Source organism: Pseudogracilibacillus sp. SO30301A (assembly GCF_037072025.1).
Classification (GTDB): domain Bacteria; phylum Bacillota; class Bacilli; order Bacillales; family Amphibacillaceae; genus Pseudogracilibacillus.
This window is the reverse complement of sequence record NZ_JAXHDD010000009.1, coordinates 81,831-99,660: the sequence shown is the minus strand read 5'-3', so window position 1 is coordinate 99,660 and position 17,830 is coordinate 81,831. Positions and strand designations below refer to the sequence as shown.

The following is a 17,830-nucleotide window of genomic DNA, read 5'->3' as shown; positions in this document are numbered from 1 at the left end:
ACAAAGTAATTAATTATTAAACGCCACACCCCCATTTTCATTCATTGCGGTGTCTAATTAGACATGGGAGTTTTGAACACGCACTATTAACATTCGTTGTTCTTTAGTAAATCATATGTTTTAGCAGATAAACACACACCTGATGAAAAACTACTAAAAATTACATGAAACGTACGATCACCGGATCGTTTATCCTTCTATATCTTTATTTTTATTATACGATTTTTTTCATTAAGTTTTTTTACTTTTCACAGATTCATTTATTTCGCCTTTGAAATTAAACCTTTCTAACATGCCTACAATCAGCTTGCCCTTCTCTAAATGTTTCTAATAGTCTCTTTCGACATTATAAGCGCTGTTAAAGCTTTAAACATTAATTATTTCGCTATTCTTTTTTGATCTTCCATGGTCACTCCAACTCGATCCCAGTTCAACATATTCTCTAAGATTAATGCCAAAATAATACCTACTAACAATCCATTACTCATAAACGGTCGAATAAAACCTGGTATTGATTCAAAATAGCCCGCTGGAAGTGTCATAATAATCGCACCAACAAATAATGGGATTGCAGATCGATAAACATTCAATGTATTAAAAAATACTCCTTTAAAAAATTCAATGGAAGAATTAAATAATTGTAAATACGCAACAAATAATACTGCACTTCCAATACTTAGTGGCAATGTCGAGAAAAATGTACCGATTGGTTGAATAATTCCCATGATTAAAAATAGAAAGCTACCAATGATAAAAGGCAGTCGATCTAAAATATTTGTCTGTCTTAAAAATCCAATTGATGAAACAAAGGGAGCGTACGGAACAAGTCCGAAAAATCCAGCTGCGATTGTTGCTAATCCCGTAATTGAAAAGGATGACAGGTAATCTTTTTTGGTTGTCGTCGCTTGAAACATTTCATCCGTTCCTTTTAAAGAGCCGAATGTGTTTGATATATTCAATAATCCCGCTAAAACAGCTGTGACAACAACACCAAAATCCCATGTTATCGCTCCGAATGGAAACAGTTTAAAACCAGACCCGTGTCCATTTGTCGCTGGTTCTGCTCCAAAGATAATTGTATAAAGAATCCATCCTAAAATAATTCCGATAAGTAATGCATAACTTCTAATTCGTGCTGGGGACTTTATACTTATTACTATCACTAACACTGCTATAAAAATTGCCAATCCAGAAATCGGTAAATTAATGGTGGCTGCATCGGCACTTGCGCCAAAAGGAATACCGAGCATACCTTTTAAAAATATTTGAATTAATGTTAACCCAAGTAAAAACATAAAAACGCCCATTACTCCAGGGTTAAATAATTTAGCCACAACTGGCCCTATTCCTGTTATCCCAATCAAAATCGTTATCAATCCTGATATGATTACACCTAGTGCTAAGCTGCCTCCCAATACTTCAATCGGCATCCCTTGGGCGGATGTAGTTGCTACTAATGTTAAAAAAATCCCCCACCATAGGCCTGACTGACCTTCTAATATCGGTCTACGGTGACCTAGAAATGCCTGACCTAAACACGCTAATCCTGTAACAATAAACGATAATTGTAAGAGTGGGACAATTTCCGCTTGACTTATCCCAAATGCTTCTCCTACTGTGATTGGAATAATAACGATATTTGCAAAAATAAAAAAGAACCATTGTATGCCTGCGATCCAGTTTTTTGTGTCTTTTAATTCCCGCAATTGTGATCAACTCTTTCTGTAAACATTCATTTTTGCTTTGATCTATCTTATCATATCCCATGTCCTATTTTAAATAACCATATAAAACTTTTTAAATAGCTACATACACCTCTCCATAATTATTTTTTAATTTAAGGAATATTTTTATCTAAACAGTTAAAAATAACATTAAGAAAAATGAAGGAGGAATTTTTTTGTTTAATCAAAACCAACAGCAAAATCAACAACAACAATCATCAACACATATGCCTCAGGAGCAACAGTTTGGTGCGCATGAATTAATGGAAGCGCACGAAGCGATAGGAGCAGTGGTAGGAGGCTTAGAACACTTTGTATTATACGAGCAACACGTACAAGATCAGGAACTATCCGGTATTATGCAACGTCAAAAAACGTTTATGACTCAAATGTATAATACTATTTTAGATACATTAAAATCAGGGAAAGATCCTGCGGTAAAAACACAAACTTATTTGATGGAAGAAAATAATACAACTATATTTGGCACGAAGCCTTCTAGTCCAAAAACTCCAATTCAGTCGGTAAATGAATTAAATGACGAGTGTATTTCGGGTTTTATATTAGGACATTTAAAATCAATTGCTTCTTCTTTTACATTGACTGCTTTAGAAGCATCCAATCCTGTATTAAGAAGAATTTTTGCGGATAGCATTCCAAATGTCATTGAAATGGCATATGAGATCTATTTATATCAAAACAAGAACCAGTATTACCAAGTGCCTCAACTATCTCAACAAGATATGCAAGCGGTAATAAATGAACATGCTCCTATACAGGGTAATATGCCCCACTAATCAAATAATTTTTGATTTGTTGTAATTTTTTTCATCATGAAGCATATAATAGCCTTTGTATGAGATCACCTATTCATTTAATAGGTGATTTTTTATGTTGATCTTTTTAAAGCAATTGAAATAAATATTATATTTCTGTGAAACCAATTGATTTTTTACACAAACTTTAGTATTATATATATTTGTCCAACCACTCCATATAATTGGAAAATTAGAGGTGAATATAAATATGAGGAATTTCATTTCTTCAAAAATGGGATTTTTTACAGTTGCGGCTTTATTCATATGGCTAAAATCCTATGTAATCTATTTGACCGAATTCAACTTGGACATACAAAATTTGTTACAACATTTCTTGTTATTAATCAACCCTATAAGTTCTACACTAGTCTTTCTTGGAATTGCACTTTTTGGTAGAGGTAGACGTGTCGGAGGATATATTATAATCATTCACTCCATAATGAGTTTATTATTATATGCAAATGCTGTCTTTTATCGATTTAATAGTGACTTTATTACATTACCTGTACTCACTCAAACGAGTAACTTTGGTAGTTTAGGAAGTAGTATTGTTAGTTTAGTAACTTGGACAGACATTTTTTATATATTAGATATCCTGATCTTAATCGTTTTATTTAACTGGAGTAAACAAGTTTGGTCTGCTGATCGAATGAAAATAAAACGCCCTCTCATCATTATGGCATTGGGTGTACTAGTTTTTTCTATTAATCTAGGATTAGCTGAAACAGATCGTCCACAACTTTTAAAAAGAACGTTTGATCGAAATTATATCGTTAAATACTTAGGTGCTTATAACTTTGCAATCTATGATACTCTTCAAAATTTGAAGTCATCTACTGAAAGAGTACTAGCTGATAGTAACGATATTGTAGAAGTCCAAAATTATACAGATAATAAATATGCTGAACCAAATGAAGAACTTTTCGGTATTGCAAAAGGGAAAAATATTATTAAGATTCATTTAGAGTCTTTTCAATCCTTTCTAATTGACTATGAATTACACGGAGAGGAAGTAACTCCTTTTATTAATTCTTTAGTACATGATGAAACAGAAGACTTTACGTATTTTGAAAATTTTTTCCACCAAACTGAACAAGGGAAAACCGCGGATGCTGAGTTAATTATGGATGCTTCACTATACGGTTTACCTCAAGGGGCTGCATTTGTTACAAAAGGAAAAAATACGTACCAGGCATTACCTGCTATCTTGAGCCAGGAACAGGGTTATACAAGCGCTGTGTTTCATGGTGATAGTAAATCCTTTTGGAACCGGGATGAGATCTATAAACAACTGGGAATCGACTACTTCTTTGATGAAGCTTATTACGATATGAGTGAAGAGCAAGTAATTGGGTATGGATTAAAGGATAAACCATTTTTTAAAGAATCAATGCCTATACTGGAAACAATGGAGCAACCTTTTTACGCACATATGATGACTTTAACGCATCATCACCCATATTTAATTGATGAAGAGGACGCAACAATTGAACCTGCAGAAACAAATGACAGTTCAGTTGATCGATATTTCCAAACAGCACGTTATCTAGACGAATCATTGGAACAATTCTTTAATGACTTAAAAGAAGCTGGGCTTTATGACGATTCCATCATCATGATCTATGGTGATCACTATGGGATTTCTGAAAATCACACTCAAGCCTTAAGCGAATTATTTGGTGAAGAAATCACTCCATTTAAGTACGCAGAACTACAACGTGTACCATTTATGATTAAAATACCTGGAGTAGATGGTGAAGGTATTGTAAGCAAATATTCTGGTCAGATAGATGCAGTGCCGACATTACTACATTTACTAGGTATAAATGCGCAAAACTATATCCAATTTGGTACTGACTTATTCTCAGAGGATCATAATGGTTTAGTCGCATTCCGAAATGGTGACTTTTTCACAGAAGAATATGCGATGGTAAGAGGTGTATTTTACGACACTAAAACTGGTGAGGAACTTGAACCGAATGATAAATTAGAGAACTTAAAACGTAAAGTTGAACAAGAACTAGGTCTGTCTGATAAAGTATTACAAGGTGATTTATTACGTTTCTATTCACCTACAGAAAACTGGGAACCAGTTGATCATAAAAAATATTTTTATGACGAAAATCAATTAATGATTAGCCAGTTTTTAAAAGAAAAATGGTTAGGAACTGAAGAGGAAGAAGTAGCAGATTACATGGATGGATTCCTAGATGAAGATGTTCAACATTTAAATAAACAAACGTCAAATAAAAAGCAATGAGGAGTAATTTTCCTCATTGCTTTTTTATTTATGCTGTATGTTTGTTAGCTAATTGCTGAATGAGAGGTATTTTATCAATATCAAAATTACCTCCACTAACAATTACACCACAATGTCTGGATTTTATATAATTGTTATGTGCAAATAATGCTGCTAGTGCAGCTGCTCCAGCGCCTTCCATTAATGTCTTATTACGTTCAAGCATATAAAGAATAGCGCTAGCAATTTCTTCTTCAGTAACTGTTACAATATCATCCACGTATTGTTTAATAAGTGGTAAAGTGAGCTTACCTGGGTTTTTTACGGCAATTCCTTCTGCTATTGTATCAGCACGGAGAGGTTGTGTCGGTTTAATATGATGGTAGCTATTATAAACTGCAGGTATCCGATCTGCTTGAACGCCAATAATACGAATATTTTTATTAACATGCTTCGCAGCTACCGCAATTCCGCTTATAAGTCCTCCTCCACCTATTGGCACAAGAAACGTGTCAATTCGATCTTCTTGTCTTAATATTTCCATTGCAATCGTCCCTTGACCAGCCATCACATCATAATCATCAAATGGATGTACATATGTTGCTCCAGTTTCCTTTTGTCTAACCATTGATGCTTCATACGCTTCTTGAAATGAACTCCCAGTTAAAACAACTTCTGCTCCATAATTTTGTGTTGCTTCAATTTTACTATGGGGTGTTTTTTCAGGCATATAAATCGTTGCCTGCGCCCCTAATTTTCTTGAAGCATATGCAACTCCTTGTGCATGGTTTCCAGCTGATGCAGTAATAACCCCTTTTTCAAGTTGTTCATTCGTTAATTGCATCAATTTAAAGGTCGCACCTCTAAACTTAAAAGCACCCGTTTTTTGTTGATTTTCCATTTTAAAATACACTTTTTTTCCAACAATATTATTTGTCGTTTCTGATGTGATCAATGGTGTTCGATGGACGATTGGCTTTAAACGTTCTAACGCCTTATAAACTTTTTCACCCGTTAATAAATCCCCAATAACTCCACACTCCCTAAAGATTCCACTTACTAAATACTATAGTCTAGTTTGTTCATAATTACTAATCTTTTCTTCTAATTGTAAAGTTAACGCAATTTCATCCCAGCCATTTATTAAATTTTGGCGATGGTATTCAGGAATTTCAAACTTTATTTCCTGTCCTTTTTGATCCAAAATAAGTTTTGATTCCAAATCGACTGTTAATGTTAATTCGGACTCCTCGGCTTGTTTCAACCATGTATTTACTTGTTCTTCATCTACTTTTATTGGTATAAGTCCATTTTTAAATGAATTATTGTAAAATATATCCGCAAAACTAGGTGCAATAATGACTTTAAAACCAAAGTCCAATAACGACCAAGGAGCATGTTCCCTTGAAGAACCGCACCCAAAGTTTTCACCTGTAACTAAAATGGATGCATGTTCATATTTTGGATTATTTAAGTTAAAGCTATCCCGTTTATTCCCATCATCATCAAATCGCCAATGATAAAATAAAAATTGTCCAAAGCCTGTGCGTTCAATTCGTTTTAAAAATTGTTTTGGAATAATTTGGTCTGTATCCACATTCGTTCGATCTAGTGGATACACAAGCCCTTTATGTTGTTTAATTGCTTCCATGACATTCCCTCCTAGTGTACTGCCTTCTCATAAGTGCGAACATCAACAAAATGCCCTTCGATTGCTGCTACAGCTGCCATTTCCGGACTGACTAAATGTGTACGTGCACCATTTCCTTGTCGACCTTCAAAGTTTCGGTTAGATGTAGAAGCACATCTCCCTCCTGGAGGAACAATGTCATCATTCATTCCTAAACACATACTGCATCCTGCATCGCGCCATTCAAATCCCGCTTCTTTAAAAATTTGATCGATTCCTTCTTCTTCAGCTTGCATTTTGACTAAGAAAGATCCAGGGACAACAATTGCGCGGACAGAATCTTTTACTTTATTCCCTTTTACAATTCTTGATGCCTTTCTAAGGTCATCCAATCTTGAGTTTGTACAAGAGCCAATGAAAACATGATCTATTTCAATAGATGTAATCGACTGGTCTTCCTCTAATCCCATATATTCCAATGCTAACCGAACTTCTTCTTTATTATCTACTTCAGAAAGTTTAGGTGTTGACCCACTAACAGGAACACCCATACCAGGATTTGTTCCCCATGTTACTTGAGGTTCTACATCGCTGGCTTGGATGGTTAGTACTTTATCATACGTTGCTCCATCGTCTGTTGCTAGAGCTAACCACTCTTCGGTAAGCTGATCAAATTCTTCCCCTTTAGGAACATGACGTTTTCCACGTAAGAAATCAACGGTCGTTTCATCTGGACTAATTAAACCAGCTCGAGCCCCTGCTTCAATCGACATGTTACAAATAGTCATTCGCTCTTCCATCGACATTTTTCGTATTGCTTCTCCTGTATATTCAATGATATACCCAGTCCCCATACGTACACCATATTTTGCAATAATCGCTAAAATAAGATCTTTTGCAGTTACACCGGGGCCTAAATCACCGTCTACACGGACATTCAATGTTTTTGGCTTATCTTGCCAAAGTGTCTGTGTAGCAAATACATGCTCTACTTCACTCGTCCCGATCCCAAATGCAATCGCACCAAATGCCCCATGTGTCGATGTATGACTATCTCCACAAACAATTGTCTTACCTGGTTGTGTTAAACCTAGCTGAGGTCCAATTACGTGGACAATTCCTTGATCAGGGTGAAACATATCTGCAAGCGGAATATTAAATTCTTTACAATTCTTCTCCAAAGCTTCCAGTTGAAGTTTTGCAATTGGATCTTCTATTGTTTCACGATTTTTCGTCGGAACGTTGTGATCCATTGTAGCAAAAGTTAGATCTGGCCTACGTACTTTACGGTTTGTTAATCTAAGTCCCTCAAATGCCTGTGGAGAAGTTACTTCATGGATTAAATGTAAATCGATATATATTAAATCGGGTTTCCCCTCTTCTTCATGGACGACTTTTTTCTCCCAAATCTTTTCAATTATCGTCTTTGGTTTTCCCATGTGAACACCTCCAAAATTATTTAGCCCTTGACTACAAATTGCTAATGACAACTTCTGTCATTTTTTTTGTATCCACTTCAACGCCATTATTAATATTTAAATCTGCTGTATGATAACCTTGTTCTAGGCTTTTCTCTACTGCCTGTTCTATTCTCTCAGCCTCCTCGTTTAAATCGAATGAATAACGTAACATCATAGCAGCTGATAATATCATTCCAAGCGGATTTGCAATTCCTTTACCAGCTATATCAGGAGCAGATCCGTGAACTGGTTCGTAAAGTCCGACTGTCTCTGATAGACTAGCAGATGGAAGCATGCCGATTGATCCTGTTAAAACAGAACCTTCATCGCTTAAAATATCACCGAATAAGTTTTCCGTAACAATTACATCAAAACTTGTCGGATCTGTTATCAACTTCATTGCAGCAGAATCGACTAACATATGATCAACTTTAACATCCGGATACTGCTCTTTCTTTTCTTCTACAATCTCTCGCCACAACCTACTAGACTCTAGTACATTTGCTTTATCTACAGACGTTAAATGTTTATTTCTAATTCTTGCACTTTCAAAGCCCTTTTCTACAATTCGTTCAATCTCTTCTCGATGGTAAAGTAATGTATCCACTGCAACATTTCCATCTTCCCGACGTTCTCTAGGAGTTCCAAAATATAAACCACCAGTCAATTCTCTAACAATATAGATGTCACTGCCATTAATAACAGATTCCTTTAAAGGTGAAGCATGTAGTAGAGGAGCAAATCCTTTAATAGGTCTAATGTTTGCAAATAAGTTCAATGCTTTTCTAATCTTTAAAAGTCCTTGTTCTGGACGCAAATGCGGTGGAAGTGAATCCCACTTCTCGCCTCCAATAGCGCCAAGTAAAATTGCATCCGCCTGTAAACATGCTTCTACTGTTTCATCTGTTAGAGGTTCAGCGTATTTATCATAAGAAGAACCACCAATTTCATACTGCTCAAATGTAAAGTTATGATTATACGTATCGGAAACTTTATTTAGTACTTGAATTGCAGCATCCATGATTTCTTGCCCGATCCCATCACCAGGAAGGACAACCACTTTTTTCTTCATTCACTTCGCCCCTCTCGGTTTAAACATGATTTATTTTCCGAATTACTTCTGAATTCCTTTGAAAAATATAGCGATTTACAGGGTTCAAGATCTTCATCGATCAATTTATCAAGTGTAGCGTAAATGCTTCCACACTACCACTACCTGTACAAGTTTCTTGCACAAGATTATTTTCAGGTGTTTGTAACTCAATTGTTGCCGTTGGGATCTGGTTAGAACCATATTGTACTTGGAACAGTAGAAAACTTTTGGCTTGCATATCGAACCATTTCTACCGCAAGATCAATGACCTCTTCTGGGGATTTTTGAAGTTTATATTTCATATGGATAGGAGGGGTTGCTAAGAATACATGTAAACATGGTTCATCCGCTCCTTATAAAGCATCCCAGGCTGAGTCAATGTAAGGCTTTACGGAACAGCAAGTCCTGTTGTAACAGACGACCCTTTAATCGTATCAGCTATCATCTTACTGCTTCAAAATCACCTTTGGAGGAAGCGGGGAATCCCGCCTCCATTCTTACCTGCCCCAAAGCGGTCTAATTGTTTTGCAATCTCTAATTTTTCTAACTTATTTAAATTTAGTCCCGGTGATTATTCACCATCTCTTAATGTCGTGGTAAAATATTTCACCTCTATTGCTTCAATTATTTCAATGGATTTTTTACAAAAGGCATTAATTCACGTAATTCTCTTCCAACTACTTCGATTGGATGTTGTTTTTCTCTCGCATTAATTGCATTAAAACGCGGTCTATTTGCTTGGTTTTCTAAGATCCAGTCTTTCGCAAATTCACCAGATTGTACATCTGCTAGCACTTCTTTCATGCGCGCTTTTGTATCTTCATTAATGACACGTGGCCCGGATACAAAGTCACCCCACTGAGCTGTATCAGAAACAGAATAGCGCATGTTCTCTAACCCACCTTCATACATTAAGTCAACAATTAACTTAACTTCATGTAATGTTTCGAAATATGCTACCTCAGGCTGATAACCTGCTTCTGTTAGAGTTTCAAATCCTGCTTTTACTAGACTTGTTAGTCCACCACATAGGACAGCTTGCTCACCAAAAAGGTCAGTTTCTGTTTCTTCTTGGAAAGTTGTCTCTAAAACTCCAGCACGAGCACCGCCCACGCCAGCTGAATATGCTAATGCGATTTCTTTCGCATTACCTGTATAGTCTTGGTAAACGCCATATAATGCAGGTACTCCTGCACCTTCTTCAAATGTTCTACGGACTAAATGTCCAGGTCCTTTTGGAGCAACTAGGAATACGTCCACATTTGCTGGTGGTTGAACTTGGGAATAATGAATATTAAATCCATGTGCGAATGCTAAGGCACTGCCTTCTTTTAAGTTGTCTTTAATACTTTCTTCATAAACTTTTGCTTGTAATTCGTCTGGTAGTAGAACCATTACAATGTCTGCTTGTTTAACAGCTTCAGCAACCGGTAGCACGTTAAAACCATCTTCTTCTGCTTTTTGCTGTGACTTTCCTGGTCTAATTCCAATCACTACATTATGACCGCTATCGCGTAAGTTCAGTGAATGTGCATGACCTTGTGAACCATATCCGATAACAGCGATTTTTTTCCCTTGTAGTACCTCTTTGTTAATATCTTTCTCGTATAATACTTTCGACATAGATGAATTCTCCTTTTTGCATATATGCTATATTTTATTTATTTTCAAATAAGAAAATATGAATTCTATTGTGCGAACCACCCTGATAAAAAGGGCTTTTCGCTACACCGTAAGTAGTTTTTTAGAACGGCTGATTACTATACAGAAAATTGATTGAGTTCTGTTACTTGTGCCTGTGGCTGGTGTCCTCGTAAAAAAGCTGTTACACCTGTTCTCGCTAATTCCTTAATACCGTATGGACGTAGCAGAGAAATGAGCGCATCTATCTTTTCCGGTTTTCCAGTAACTTGTATCGTCATACTGTCTTTACTAATATCAATTACCGTTGCCCGAAATGGTGTAACAAGCCCTTGTATTTCATTACTTAGCTGAGGAGAGCAAGCCACTTTGACTAAAGCAAGCTCTCTGGCAACAATCGCATTATCTGTAATATCTGAAACTTTTATAACATCGATTTGTTTGTTTAATTGTTTTGTTAATTGTTCAATTTTTTGATTGTCACTAACCTCAACTACTAGCGTCATTTTAGAGATCCCTGGTACCTCCGTTTCGCCAACTGAAATACTTGCGATATTGAATTGTCTTCGTTGCAACATTCCAGTTATTCTATTTAGTACACCACTGCGATTTTGAACGGTCGCTGTTATAATTCGTTTCATTTCGTCACCCCTATCATTTCATGTATACCTTTTCCAGGAGCAATCATTGGATAGACTTTTTCTTTTTTAATGATTCTGAAGTCTGCAACAATAGGGCCATCATGAGATAAAATATCTTCCAATGCTGCTTCTACCTCAGAGTCTGTTTCAACCTTTATTCCTCGAATGCCAAAACTTTCAGCTAATTTTACAAAATCAGGATTTGCATCAAACAATGATTCTGAATATCTTTCATCATAAAAACTCTCTTGCCACTGTCTCACCATACCAAGTGCTGAGTTATTCAGAATAATTACTTTTACCGGTAAGTTATACTTTTTAAGTAACATTAACTCTTGCATATTCATTTGAAAACCACCATCACCGGAGATAGAAATGACTAATTCATCTGGTCTCCCAAGCTGAGCGCCAATTGCAGCTGGGAATCCAAATCCCATGGAGCCAAGCCCTCCGGATGTTGCCCAATTATTCGGCTTATCAAGTGTGTAATACTGGGCAGCCCACATTTGATGCTGGCCAACATCTGTGGTTACAATTGCTTCACCATTGGTATATTCATGTATTTTCTTTATTAAGCCTTGTGGTGAAATTGCTTCATCTGACCGCTCATTCCAAAGTGGATACTGTTTCTTATTTTTTTCTAAATGGGCTTTCCACTCTTGATGATTAGGTCTATTAATATTTTTCTTTAATAATGCTTGTAAAGCTTTTTTAGCGTCCGCAACAACAGGTATTTCTGTCGGAACGTTTTTACCTATTTCTGCAGGATCAATGTCGATATGTGCTACTTTTGCATGTGGTGCAAAATGTTTTAAATTACCTGTTAGCCTATCATCAAATCTAGCACCAATATTTAATAACAAATCACATTCGTACAATGCCATGTTCGCTGTATAGGATCCGTGCATTCCGCCCATTCCTAGTGACAACGGATTCGATCCAGGAAAACTTCCAAGTCCTAACAATGTATTAACAACTGGTAATTCATATTTTTCAACAAATGCTTGCAATTCATCAGTTGCTTCGGAAAAAAGAATTCCTGCCCCTGCTAATACTACTGGCCTTTTCGATTTACTTAGTGCTTCCGATAACTTGGTAATTTGAAGCGGGTTTGGCTTTGTAGTTGGCTGATAACCTGGTAGAAAAAAGTCTGTTTCAAACGTATCACTTGGCAATGCTTCTGATATGTTTTTCGGAATATCAATTACAACAGGACCCGGTCTTCCAGTTGTAGCAATATGGAATGCTTCATTTACTACTCGTGGTAAGTCAGCGATGTTTTTTACTTGATAATTATATTTTGTGATAGGTGTCGTAATCCCTAAGACGTCGGATTCTTGGAATGCATCTGTTCCGATAACATGATTTGCAACTTGCCCTGTAAAAATTACTAACGGGAGCGAGTCCATCATAGCATCTGTTATTCCTGTAATTAAGTTCGTAGCACCTGGACCTGAAGTAGCTAAAACAACACCGGGCTTTCCAGTTACTCGAGCATAACCCTCAGCCGCAAAGATAGATCCTTGTTCATGTCTTGAAAGAACATGCTTAAAAGATGCGTTACTACGATAAATTGCATCGTAAATTGGTAAAACAGCTCCACCTGGATAACCGAAAATCGTGTCGACTTCTGCCTCAACTAATAATTCAATTAATAAATCAGCACCTGTCTTCGGTTTTTCCGGTTTTTCAGGACTCAATTTTGCTTCTACCTGCAACTGCTTTGCTTCTGCTTTCAATTTTCTTCCTCCTTAAAAGTTTTGATTGACATCATTTATGTGAAAGCGACAAATTAAAATTATTTCATGTAGTTTGCAATATTACGAAATTTCTTCCTCTACTGACAACTTAACTTATCATCTAAATATAAAAAAAGCCCTTTTCTCCCCGAATCTATTCAGAATAGATTCATGGGGAGAAAAGAGCTCTTTTCACGGTACCACCCAGAGGTTTACAGTACTCTCACGAAATACTGCCTTAACAACTTCACAACTTGTAAAGTCGATTTTGATAACAGGTGCTTGCAAGCAACACCTGACTATACTTAATAGGGATCCGTTCAGTATAGCACTCAAGGATGATGTCAGAATGGATGTATTTCTAGGCTTTCAGCATCCCTAGATCTCTGTAAATACATTTGATCCAATTCCTTTTTTCCCGTCATCGAATTATATATTGAATTAATATTATAATATATATTTTGTTATTCTTATATTATACTCAAAATTTTATAAAATTACAGTATAAAGTATAAAATTCACAAAAATGTAATGTTCACCTTTGTTAAAATGTGTTACTCTCCTCTACATAACAGGAGACCCCATCAATTAAAGTTCGTTTTCTGAATGCACTTAGTAAGTTCTTTGTGACCTCTCCCGGTTCTCCATTACCGATCGTTCTATTATCTACAACTACAACTGGAATCACTTCGGCTGCCGTACCTGTTAAAAATACTTCATCCGCTATATAAACATCATGGAGTGTAAATGGACTTTCGTCAAGTGTATACCCAATTTCTTTAACAATCTCAATAATTACGTTACGAGTAATTCCTTCTAGAGCTCCCAAATATACAGGTGGTGTTTTTATAACTCCATTTTTAACGATAAAAATATTATCCGCAGATCCTTCTGTTACATATCCTTGATTATTAAGAATCAACGCTTCATCAGCATCTGCTTGAACAGAGGATAATTTAACTAAAATATTATTTAAATAATTTAGTGATTTGATTTGTGGATTTAAAACATCTGGGCTACTTCTGCGATTAACGACAGAAGCTAGTTTTAAGCCCGTAGTATAAAGTTTCTCAGAGTAGATAGCTAATGGTTCTGTAATAACAATGACCGTTGGAGTTGCGCAATTTCTCGGATCTAAACCAAGATCACCTTCACCTCTTGAAACAACGACTCTAATATATGCACTAGATAAATTATTTTTAACAACTGTATTAACAATAATTTGTTGAAACTCTTCCTTACTATGCGGAATTTCTAACCTAATAGAATGAGCAGATTCATAGAGACGATCAATATGTTCTTTTAATTTAAACACATTGCCCTCGTATACTCGAATCCCTTCAAATACGCCATCTCCATATAAAAAACCATGATCGTAAATAGATATAACAGCTTTTTCCTTTTCCACAAATTCACCATTTACATAAATTAACTGATCACTCAACTCCAGCACTTCTTTCCACTTTAATTCACCTAAAATATCTGCAAGTTTATTTTGAATTAACTAACTAATGTGACGATAATGATACAACCTTTTTCATCAACAGTCAACTGGTTTATTAAATGTTTTTTACTGTAAATGCTTTCATTGATTAGTTTTCCACCAAAACTCCATTTTCAATATAAAATACTTTATCAGCTAATAAATTAACTTCTTCCAAATTATGAGTGACTAAAATAATAGGTATCTTCCATCGTTTCTGCATACGTAACAGTTGCTCATAACTAGTCTGTTTTGTTTTTGCATCTAGTGCTGAAAATGGCTCATCCAATAATAATATTTCTGGTTCTGTCGCAAGCGCTCTAATTAATGCCGTACGTTGTTTTTCACCGCCAGAAATTTCATGAGGATATTGATTAAGTAAGTGCGTTAAATTTAACTCATCAACTAAATTTCGAGTAAACTTCTCCTGTTTCATTCCATAGACGATATTCTCCCATACTGTTTTATGAGGAAATAATGCATAATCTTGAAATAAGTAGCCAATTTTTCTTTCCTGAACCGGAATTAACACTTTTCCATTTTGGTTTAGTATTCTGTCATTTAATTTAATGCAGCCGTCATTCATTTTGCTTAGACCAGCGATACAATTTAAAATCGTCGTCTTCCCCGAACCAGACGGACCAAACAGAACGGCAATTTCCTTTTTTATTGTAAATTGAACATTTAGCATAAAATGAGATAATCGCTTTTTAATATGTACAGTGAGCATCTTTCTAATCTCCTATCGTCTATGTTTCGTCATATTTCTAGCACTCCACCAATTTAACCAAAGAATTGCAAAGAAGCCCAAAGCAACGATAATTCCTACCCAAAATTTCGCTTCATCCATCTTTCCCGATTCAACCGCAAAATAAATTGCTAATGGAATGGTATCCGTCACGTTAGGAATATAACCAGCCAGCATAAGCGTTGCTCCAAACTCGCCTAACCCTCTAGCAAATGCTAGTACTAATCCAGCTAAGAGACCCGGCCATGCCAACGGAAAAGATACAGTCCAAAAAACGACCCACCTTGATTTTCCCATTGTTAATGCAGCTTTTTCTAGATTTCTATCATACTGCTTAAATGCTGCAGTTGCACTTTGATACATTAACGGAAACGACACTACAATCGAGGCAATTACCGCTCCATACCATGTGAACACAATTTGAAATTCAAAATAATCATTTAAAAACCTTCCAATTATACCATTTTTCCCAAATAAATATAAAAGTCCAAATCCAACAACAGTAGGAGGTAGCACAAGCGGAAGTAAAAAAATTGCTTCTACAACACTTTTCCCCCAAAAATCCCTCCGCACAATAAAATATGAAAACAAAATCCCTGTAAAAAATACGATTACAGTCGAGATTCCCGCCGTTTTCAATGATAACCAAAGGGGGAAAAAGTTTATCTGCTCCATCATTATCACCCAATATTATTTAGTGAAACCATATTTTTCAAGAATTTCTTGCCCTTCTTCAGATAACAAGAATTGAATGAACTGCTCGGCAACTACTTCATTCTTTGAATCCGCAATAATCGCACCCGGGTAAATTATTGGATCATGCATGTCCGGGTCAGATTCTGCGATAACTTTCACTGCATCTGAAATTTTTGCATCACTTTCATAAACGAATCCAATATCGGCATTTCCCGTTTCAACATATGTTAACACTTGCCGGACGTCTTGTGCATATACAAGATTATCTTCTAGCTCTCCCCATTTTCCTAAGTTTTCCAAGATCTCTTTTGTATATTCACCAGCAGGAACACTTTCCGGATTTCCAATCGCTATTTCGTCTACATCATTTCTGTCTAATTCTTCGAAAGAATCATAACTTATCGGTGAGTCCTCCCCGACAATTAACACTAATTTATTGCCAGTAATATTTTTCCTCGTATCTTCTTTCACTAATCCTTCTTCCATTAAGGTATCCATCCAGTTTTCATTGGCGGAAATAAAAACATCAATGGCTGCACCTTGTTGAATCTGTTGAGCTAACTTACCGGATCCAGCAAAATTAAAAGTAAGCTCTACATTATATTCCTTTTCAAAAGTTTCTTTCACTTCATCCATTGCATCCGTTAAACTCGCAGCTGCCGAAATAAATAATTCCGATTTATCTTCATTCGTTGCACTTTCTTCCGTCTTATTCGTGGATGTACTTTCCTTATTACCCCCTGTACTACAACTTACTAATAAAAACACTACAAATATTAATGTAAAAAATAATTTTGCAGACTTCATTTCATACATCCCTTCATTCAATTATAATTAGATATATCTAGTTATAATTAATTATATTCAGTTATGTTTCATAAGTAAACAATTACTTCTTTTATTTAATTTATAGTCAAGAAGCGAAATAATGATAAACTAGAAGGTAATAATATCAATTTTGGGGTGATTGGTTTAATGCAGAATGGCTCTTTAACGACTGAAGAGGTTGCTCAACTATTAAAAGTTTCGAAGCTGACCGTTTATGATTTAATAAAAAAAGGGGAACTCCCGTCCTATCGTGTCGGTAGACAAATCCGAATAGAAAGAAGTGCACTAGAGGCGTATAAAAATCAAGGTACTGTTTCTCAACCAGAATCTAAACAAACAACGGTGCATCATCAACAAGGTCGGTCAATCATTATTAGTGGACAAGATAATTGCCTAGATATTTTAGCTAAACATATCGAAGCATTTAACATAGAATATCGATCACTACGCTCCTACAGCGGAAGTTTGGATGGACTAATTGCCATGTATCAAGGGAAAGCGGATATTGTCAGTACCCATTTGTTTGACGGAGAGACATCAACATACAACATTCCGTATATTCGAAAAATTCTAGTAAGTAAGTCTTTTATTGTCATTCATTTATTACAAAGAAATGCAGGGCTTTTTGTTGCCAAAAATAACCCTAAAGAAATTAGTTCGTGGAAAGATCTTGATAATCCTGAAATAACAATCATTAATCGAGAAGCAGGTGCAGGGGCAAGAGTTTTATTAGATGAACAATTACGTTTACACCAAATTAGTCGTGAAAAAATCAATGGTTATCACAACGAAGTAACTAGCCATATTGATGTGGCAAGTGCAATTGCAAATGGACTAGCTGACGCAGGAGTTGGTACTGAGCATGCGGCTAAAATGGCAAACATTGATTTTTTATCAATGATAGAGGAAAGTTATGATCTAGTTATTGAAAAATCTAAACAAAACAGAGAACTTATCCAAATTTTATTACAGATTACCCAAAAGGAGTCTTTTATCGATTCATTAAAATCACTTGGATACAACACTGTACATACAGGAAAGATCCTATATGAACAATAGGTTTAAAGGTTGCCTAACTGTACGGATAACC

The 17,830-nt window shown here is 35.8% G+C and carries 16 protein-coding genes and 1 pseudogene; 3 read left to right on the top strand and 14 right to left on the bottom strand.

The window, feature by feature from the left end:
* Window positions 1-377: 377 nt before the first annotated feature.
* The gene (locus tag SPD89_RS07095) at window positions 378-1,706 is read right to left on the bottom strand and encodes a uracil/xanthine transporter (RefSeq protein WP_336261259.1); all 1,329 of its coding nucleotides are present in this window, start codon (window positions 1,704-1,706) and stop codon (window positions 378-380) included.
* 194 nt (window positions 1,707-1,900) lie between these two features.
* Between SPD89_RS07095 and SPD89_RS07090 the strand changes: the two genes are divergently transcribed.
* Window positions 1,901-2,521: a spore coat protein gene (locus SPD89_RS07090; protein WP_336261258.1), complete on the top strand. Its 621-nt coding sequence runs from the start codon at window positions 1,901-1,903 to the stop codon at window positions 2,519-2,521.
* A 229-nt stretch (window positions 2,522-2,750) separates the two neighbouring features.
* Complete coding sequence (locus SPD89_RS07085) at window positions 2,751-4,802, top strand: LTA synthase family protein (RefSeq protein WP_336261257.1); 2,052 nt, start codon at window positions 2,751-2,753, stop codon at window positions 4,800-4,802.
* Between the two features lie 28 nt (window positions 4,803-4,830).
* Here the strand turns inward: SPD89_RS07085 and ilvA are convergent, their stop codons facing one another.
* The 13 genes and pseudogenes from ilvA to modA form a co-directional block, all read right to left on the bottom strand.
* Window positions 4,831-5,811, bottom strand: a complete 981-nt coding sequence (ilvA, locus tag SPD89_RS07080; RefSeq protein ID WP_336261273.1) for a threonine ammonia-lyase — start codon at window positions 5,809-5,811, stop codon at window positions 4,831-4,833.
* Between the two features lie 36 nt (window positions 5,812-5,847).
* Window positions 5,848-6,432, bottom strand: a complete 585-nt coding sequence (leuD, locus tag SPD89_RS07075) for a 3-isopropylmalate dehydratase small subunit (protein WP_336261256.1) — start codon at window positions 6,430-6,432, stop codon at window positions 5,848-5,850.
* A gap of 11 nt (window positions 6,433-6,443) precedes the next feature.
* Window positions 6,444-7,850, bottom strand: a complete 1,407-nt coding sequence (gene leuC, locus SPD89_RS07070) for a 3-isopropylmalate dehydratase large subunit (protein WP_336261255.1) — start codon at window positions 7,848-7,850, stop codon at window positions 6,444-6,446.
* A gap of 31 nt (window positions 7,851-7,881) precedes the next feature.
* Window positions 7,882-8,943 carry a 3-isopropylmalate dehydrogenase gene (leuB, locus tag SPD89_RS07065; protein WP_336261254.1) on the bottom strand — a complete coding sequence of 354 codons (1,062 nt, stop codon included), beginning with the start codon at window positions 8,941-8,943 and terminating at the stop codon, window positions 7,882-7,884.
* 100 nt (window positions 8,944-9,043) lie between these two features.
* Window positions 9,044-9,202: an alpha-isopropylmalate synthase regulatory domain-containing protein gene (locus tag SPD89_RS22945; protein WP_442961077.1), complete on the bottom strand. Its 159-nt coding sequence runs from the start codon at window positions 9,200-9,202 to the stop codon at window positions 9,044-9,046.
* A pseudogene (locus tag SPD89_RS07060) lies at window positions 9,177-9,580 on the bottom strand (2-isopropylmalate synthase); the annotation flags it as partial. The pseudogene SPD89_RS07060 and the gene SPD89_RS22945, both read right to left, overlap by 26 nt.
* 8 nt (window positions 9,581-9,588) lie before the next feature.
* Window positions 9,589-10,587 (bottom strand): ketol-acid reductoisomerase, encoded by a 999-nt coding sequence (ilvC, locus tag SPD89_RS07055; RefSeq protein WP_336261253.1) that lies wholly within the window; start codon window positions 10,585-10,587, stop codon window positions 9,589-9,591.
* 137 nt (window positions 10,588-10,724) lie between these two features.
* On the bottom strand, window positions 10,725-11,246 hold the full coding sequence (gene ilvN, locus SPD89_RS07050; RefSeq protein WP_336261252.1) for an acetolactate synthase small subunit: 522 nt from the start codon (window positions 11,244-11,246) through the stop codon (window positions 10,725-10,727).
* A complete protein-coding gene (ilvB, locus tag SPD89_RS07045) occupies window positions 11,243-12,964 on the bottom strand; it encodes a biosynthetic-type acetolactate synthase large subunit (RefSeq protein ID WP_336261272.1) in 1,722 nt (573 codons plus the stop codon). Before ilvB ends, ilvN begins: the two co-directional genes overlap by 4 nt.
* Window positions 12,965-13,529: 565 nt before the next feature.
* Complete coding sequence (gene ilvE, locus SPD89_RS07040) at window positions 13,530-14,429, bottom strand: branched-chain-amino-acid transaminase (protein WP_336261251.1); 900 nt, start codon at window positions 14,427-14,429, stop codon at window positions 13,530-13,532.
* 148 nt (window positions 14,430-14,577) lie between these two features.
* Window positions 14,578-15,198 carry an ATP-binding cassette domain-containing protein gene (locus SPD89_RS07035; RefSeq protein ID WP_336261250.1) on the bottom strand — a complete coding sequence of 207 codons (621 nt, stop codon included), beginning with the start codon at window positions 15,196-15,198 and terminating at the stop codon, window positions 14,578-14,580.
* A 12-nt stretch (window positions 15,199-15,210) separates the two neighbouring features.
* The gene (gene modB, locus SPD89_RS07030) at window positions 15,211-15,891 is read right to left on the bottom strand and encodes a molybdate ABC transporter permease subunit (protein ID WP_336261249.1); all 681 of its coding nucleotides are present in this window, start codon (window positions 15,889-15,891) and stop codon (window positions 15,211-15,213) included.
* Between the two features lie 15 nt (window positions 15,892-15,906).
* Window positions 15,907-16,719, bottom strand: a complete 813-nt coding sequence (gene modA / locus SPD89_RS07025) for a molybdate ABC transporter substrate-binding protein (RefSeq protein ID WP_336261248.1) — start codon at window positions 16,717-16,719, stop codon at window positions 15,907-15,909.
* Between the two features lie 168 nt (window positions 16,720-16,887).
* Here modA and SPD89_RS07020 point away from each other — a divergent pair, with 168 nt between their 5' ends.
* Window positions 16,888-17,799, top strand: coding sequence for a helix-turn-helix transcriptional regulator (locus SPD89_RS07020; RefSeq protein ID WP_336261247.1), 912 nt, complete (start codon window positions 16,888-16,890; stop codon window positions 17,797-17,799).
* Window positions 17,800-17,830 lie beyond the last annotated feature (31 nt).

Excerpts from the sequence above, each read along its gene's own strand:
- SPD89_RS07085 (WP_336261257.1), top strand. The coding sequence starts at position 2,751 with ATGAGGAATTTCATTTCTTCAAAAATGGGATTTTTTACAGTTGCGGCT.
- leuD (WP_336261256.1), bottom strand. The coding sequence starts at position 6,432 with ATGGAAGCAATTAAACAACATAAAGGGCTTGTGTATCCACTAGATCGA.
- leuC (WP_336261255.1), bottom strand. The coding sequence starts at position 7,850 with ATGGGAAAACCAAAGACGATAATTGAAAAGATTTGGGAGAAAAAAGTC.
- leuB (WP_336261254.1), bottom strand. The coding sequence starts at position 8,943 with ATGAAGAAAAAAGTGGTTGTCCTTCCTGGTGATGGGATCGGGCAAGAA.
- SPD89_RS22945 (WP_442961077.1), bottom strand. The coding sequence starts at position 9,202 with ATGCAAGCCAAAAGTTTTCTACTGTTCCAAGTACAATATGGTTCTAAC.
- ilvC (WP_336261253.1), bottom strand. The coding sequence starts at position 10,587 with ATGTCGAAAGTATTATACGAGAAAGATATTAACAAAGAGGTACTACAA.
- ilvN (WP_336261252.1), bottom strand. The coding sequence starts at position 11,246 with ATGAAACGAATTATAACAGCGACCGTTCAAAATCGCAGTGGTGTACTA.
- SPD89_RS07035 (WP_336261250.1), bottom strand. The coding sequence starts at position 15,198 with ATGCTCACTGTACATATTAAAAAGCGATTATCTCATTTTATGCTAAAT.
- modB (WP_336261249.1), bottom strand. The coding sequence starts at position 15,891 with ATGGAGCAGATAAACTTTTTCCCCCTTTGGTTATCATTGAAAACGGCG.
- modA (WP_336261248.1), bottom strand. The coding sequence starts at position 16,719 with ATGAAGTCTGCAAAATTATTTTTTACATTAATATTTGTAGTGTTTTTA.
- SPD89_RS07020 (WP_336261247.1), top strand. The coding sequence starts at position 16,888 with ATGCAGAATGGCTCTTTAACGACTGAAGAGGTTGCTCAACTATTAAAA.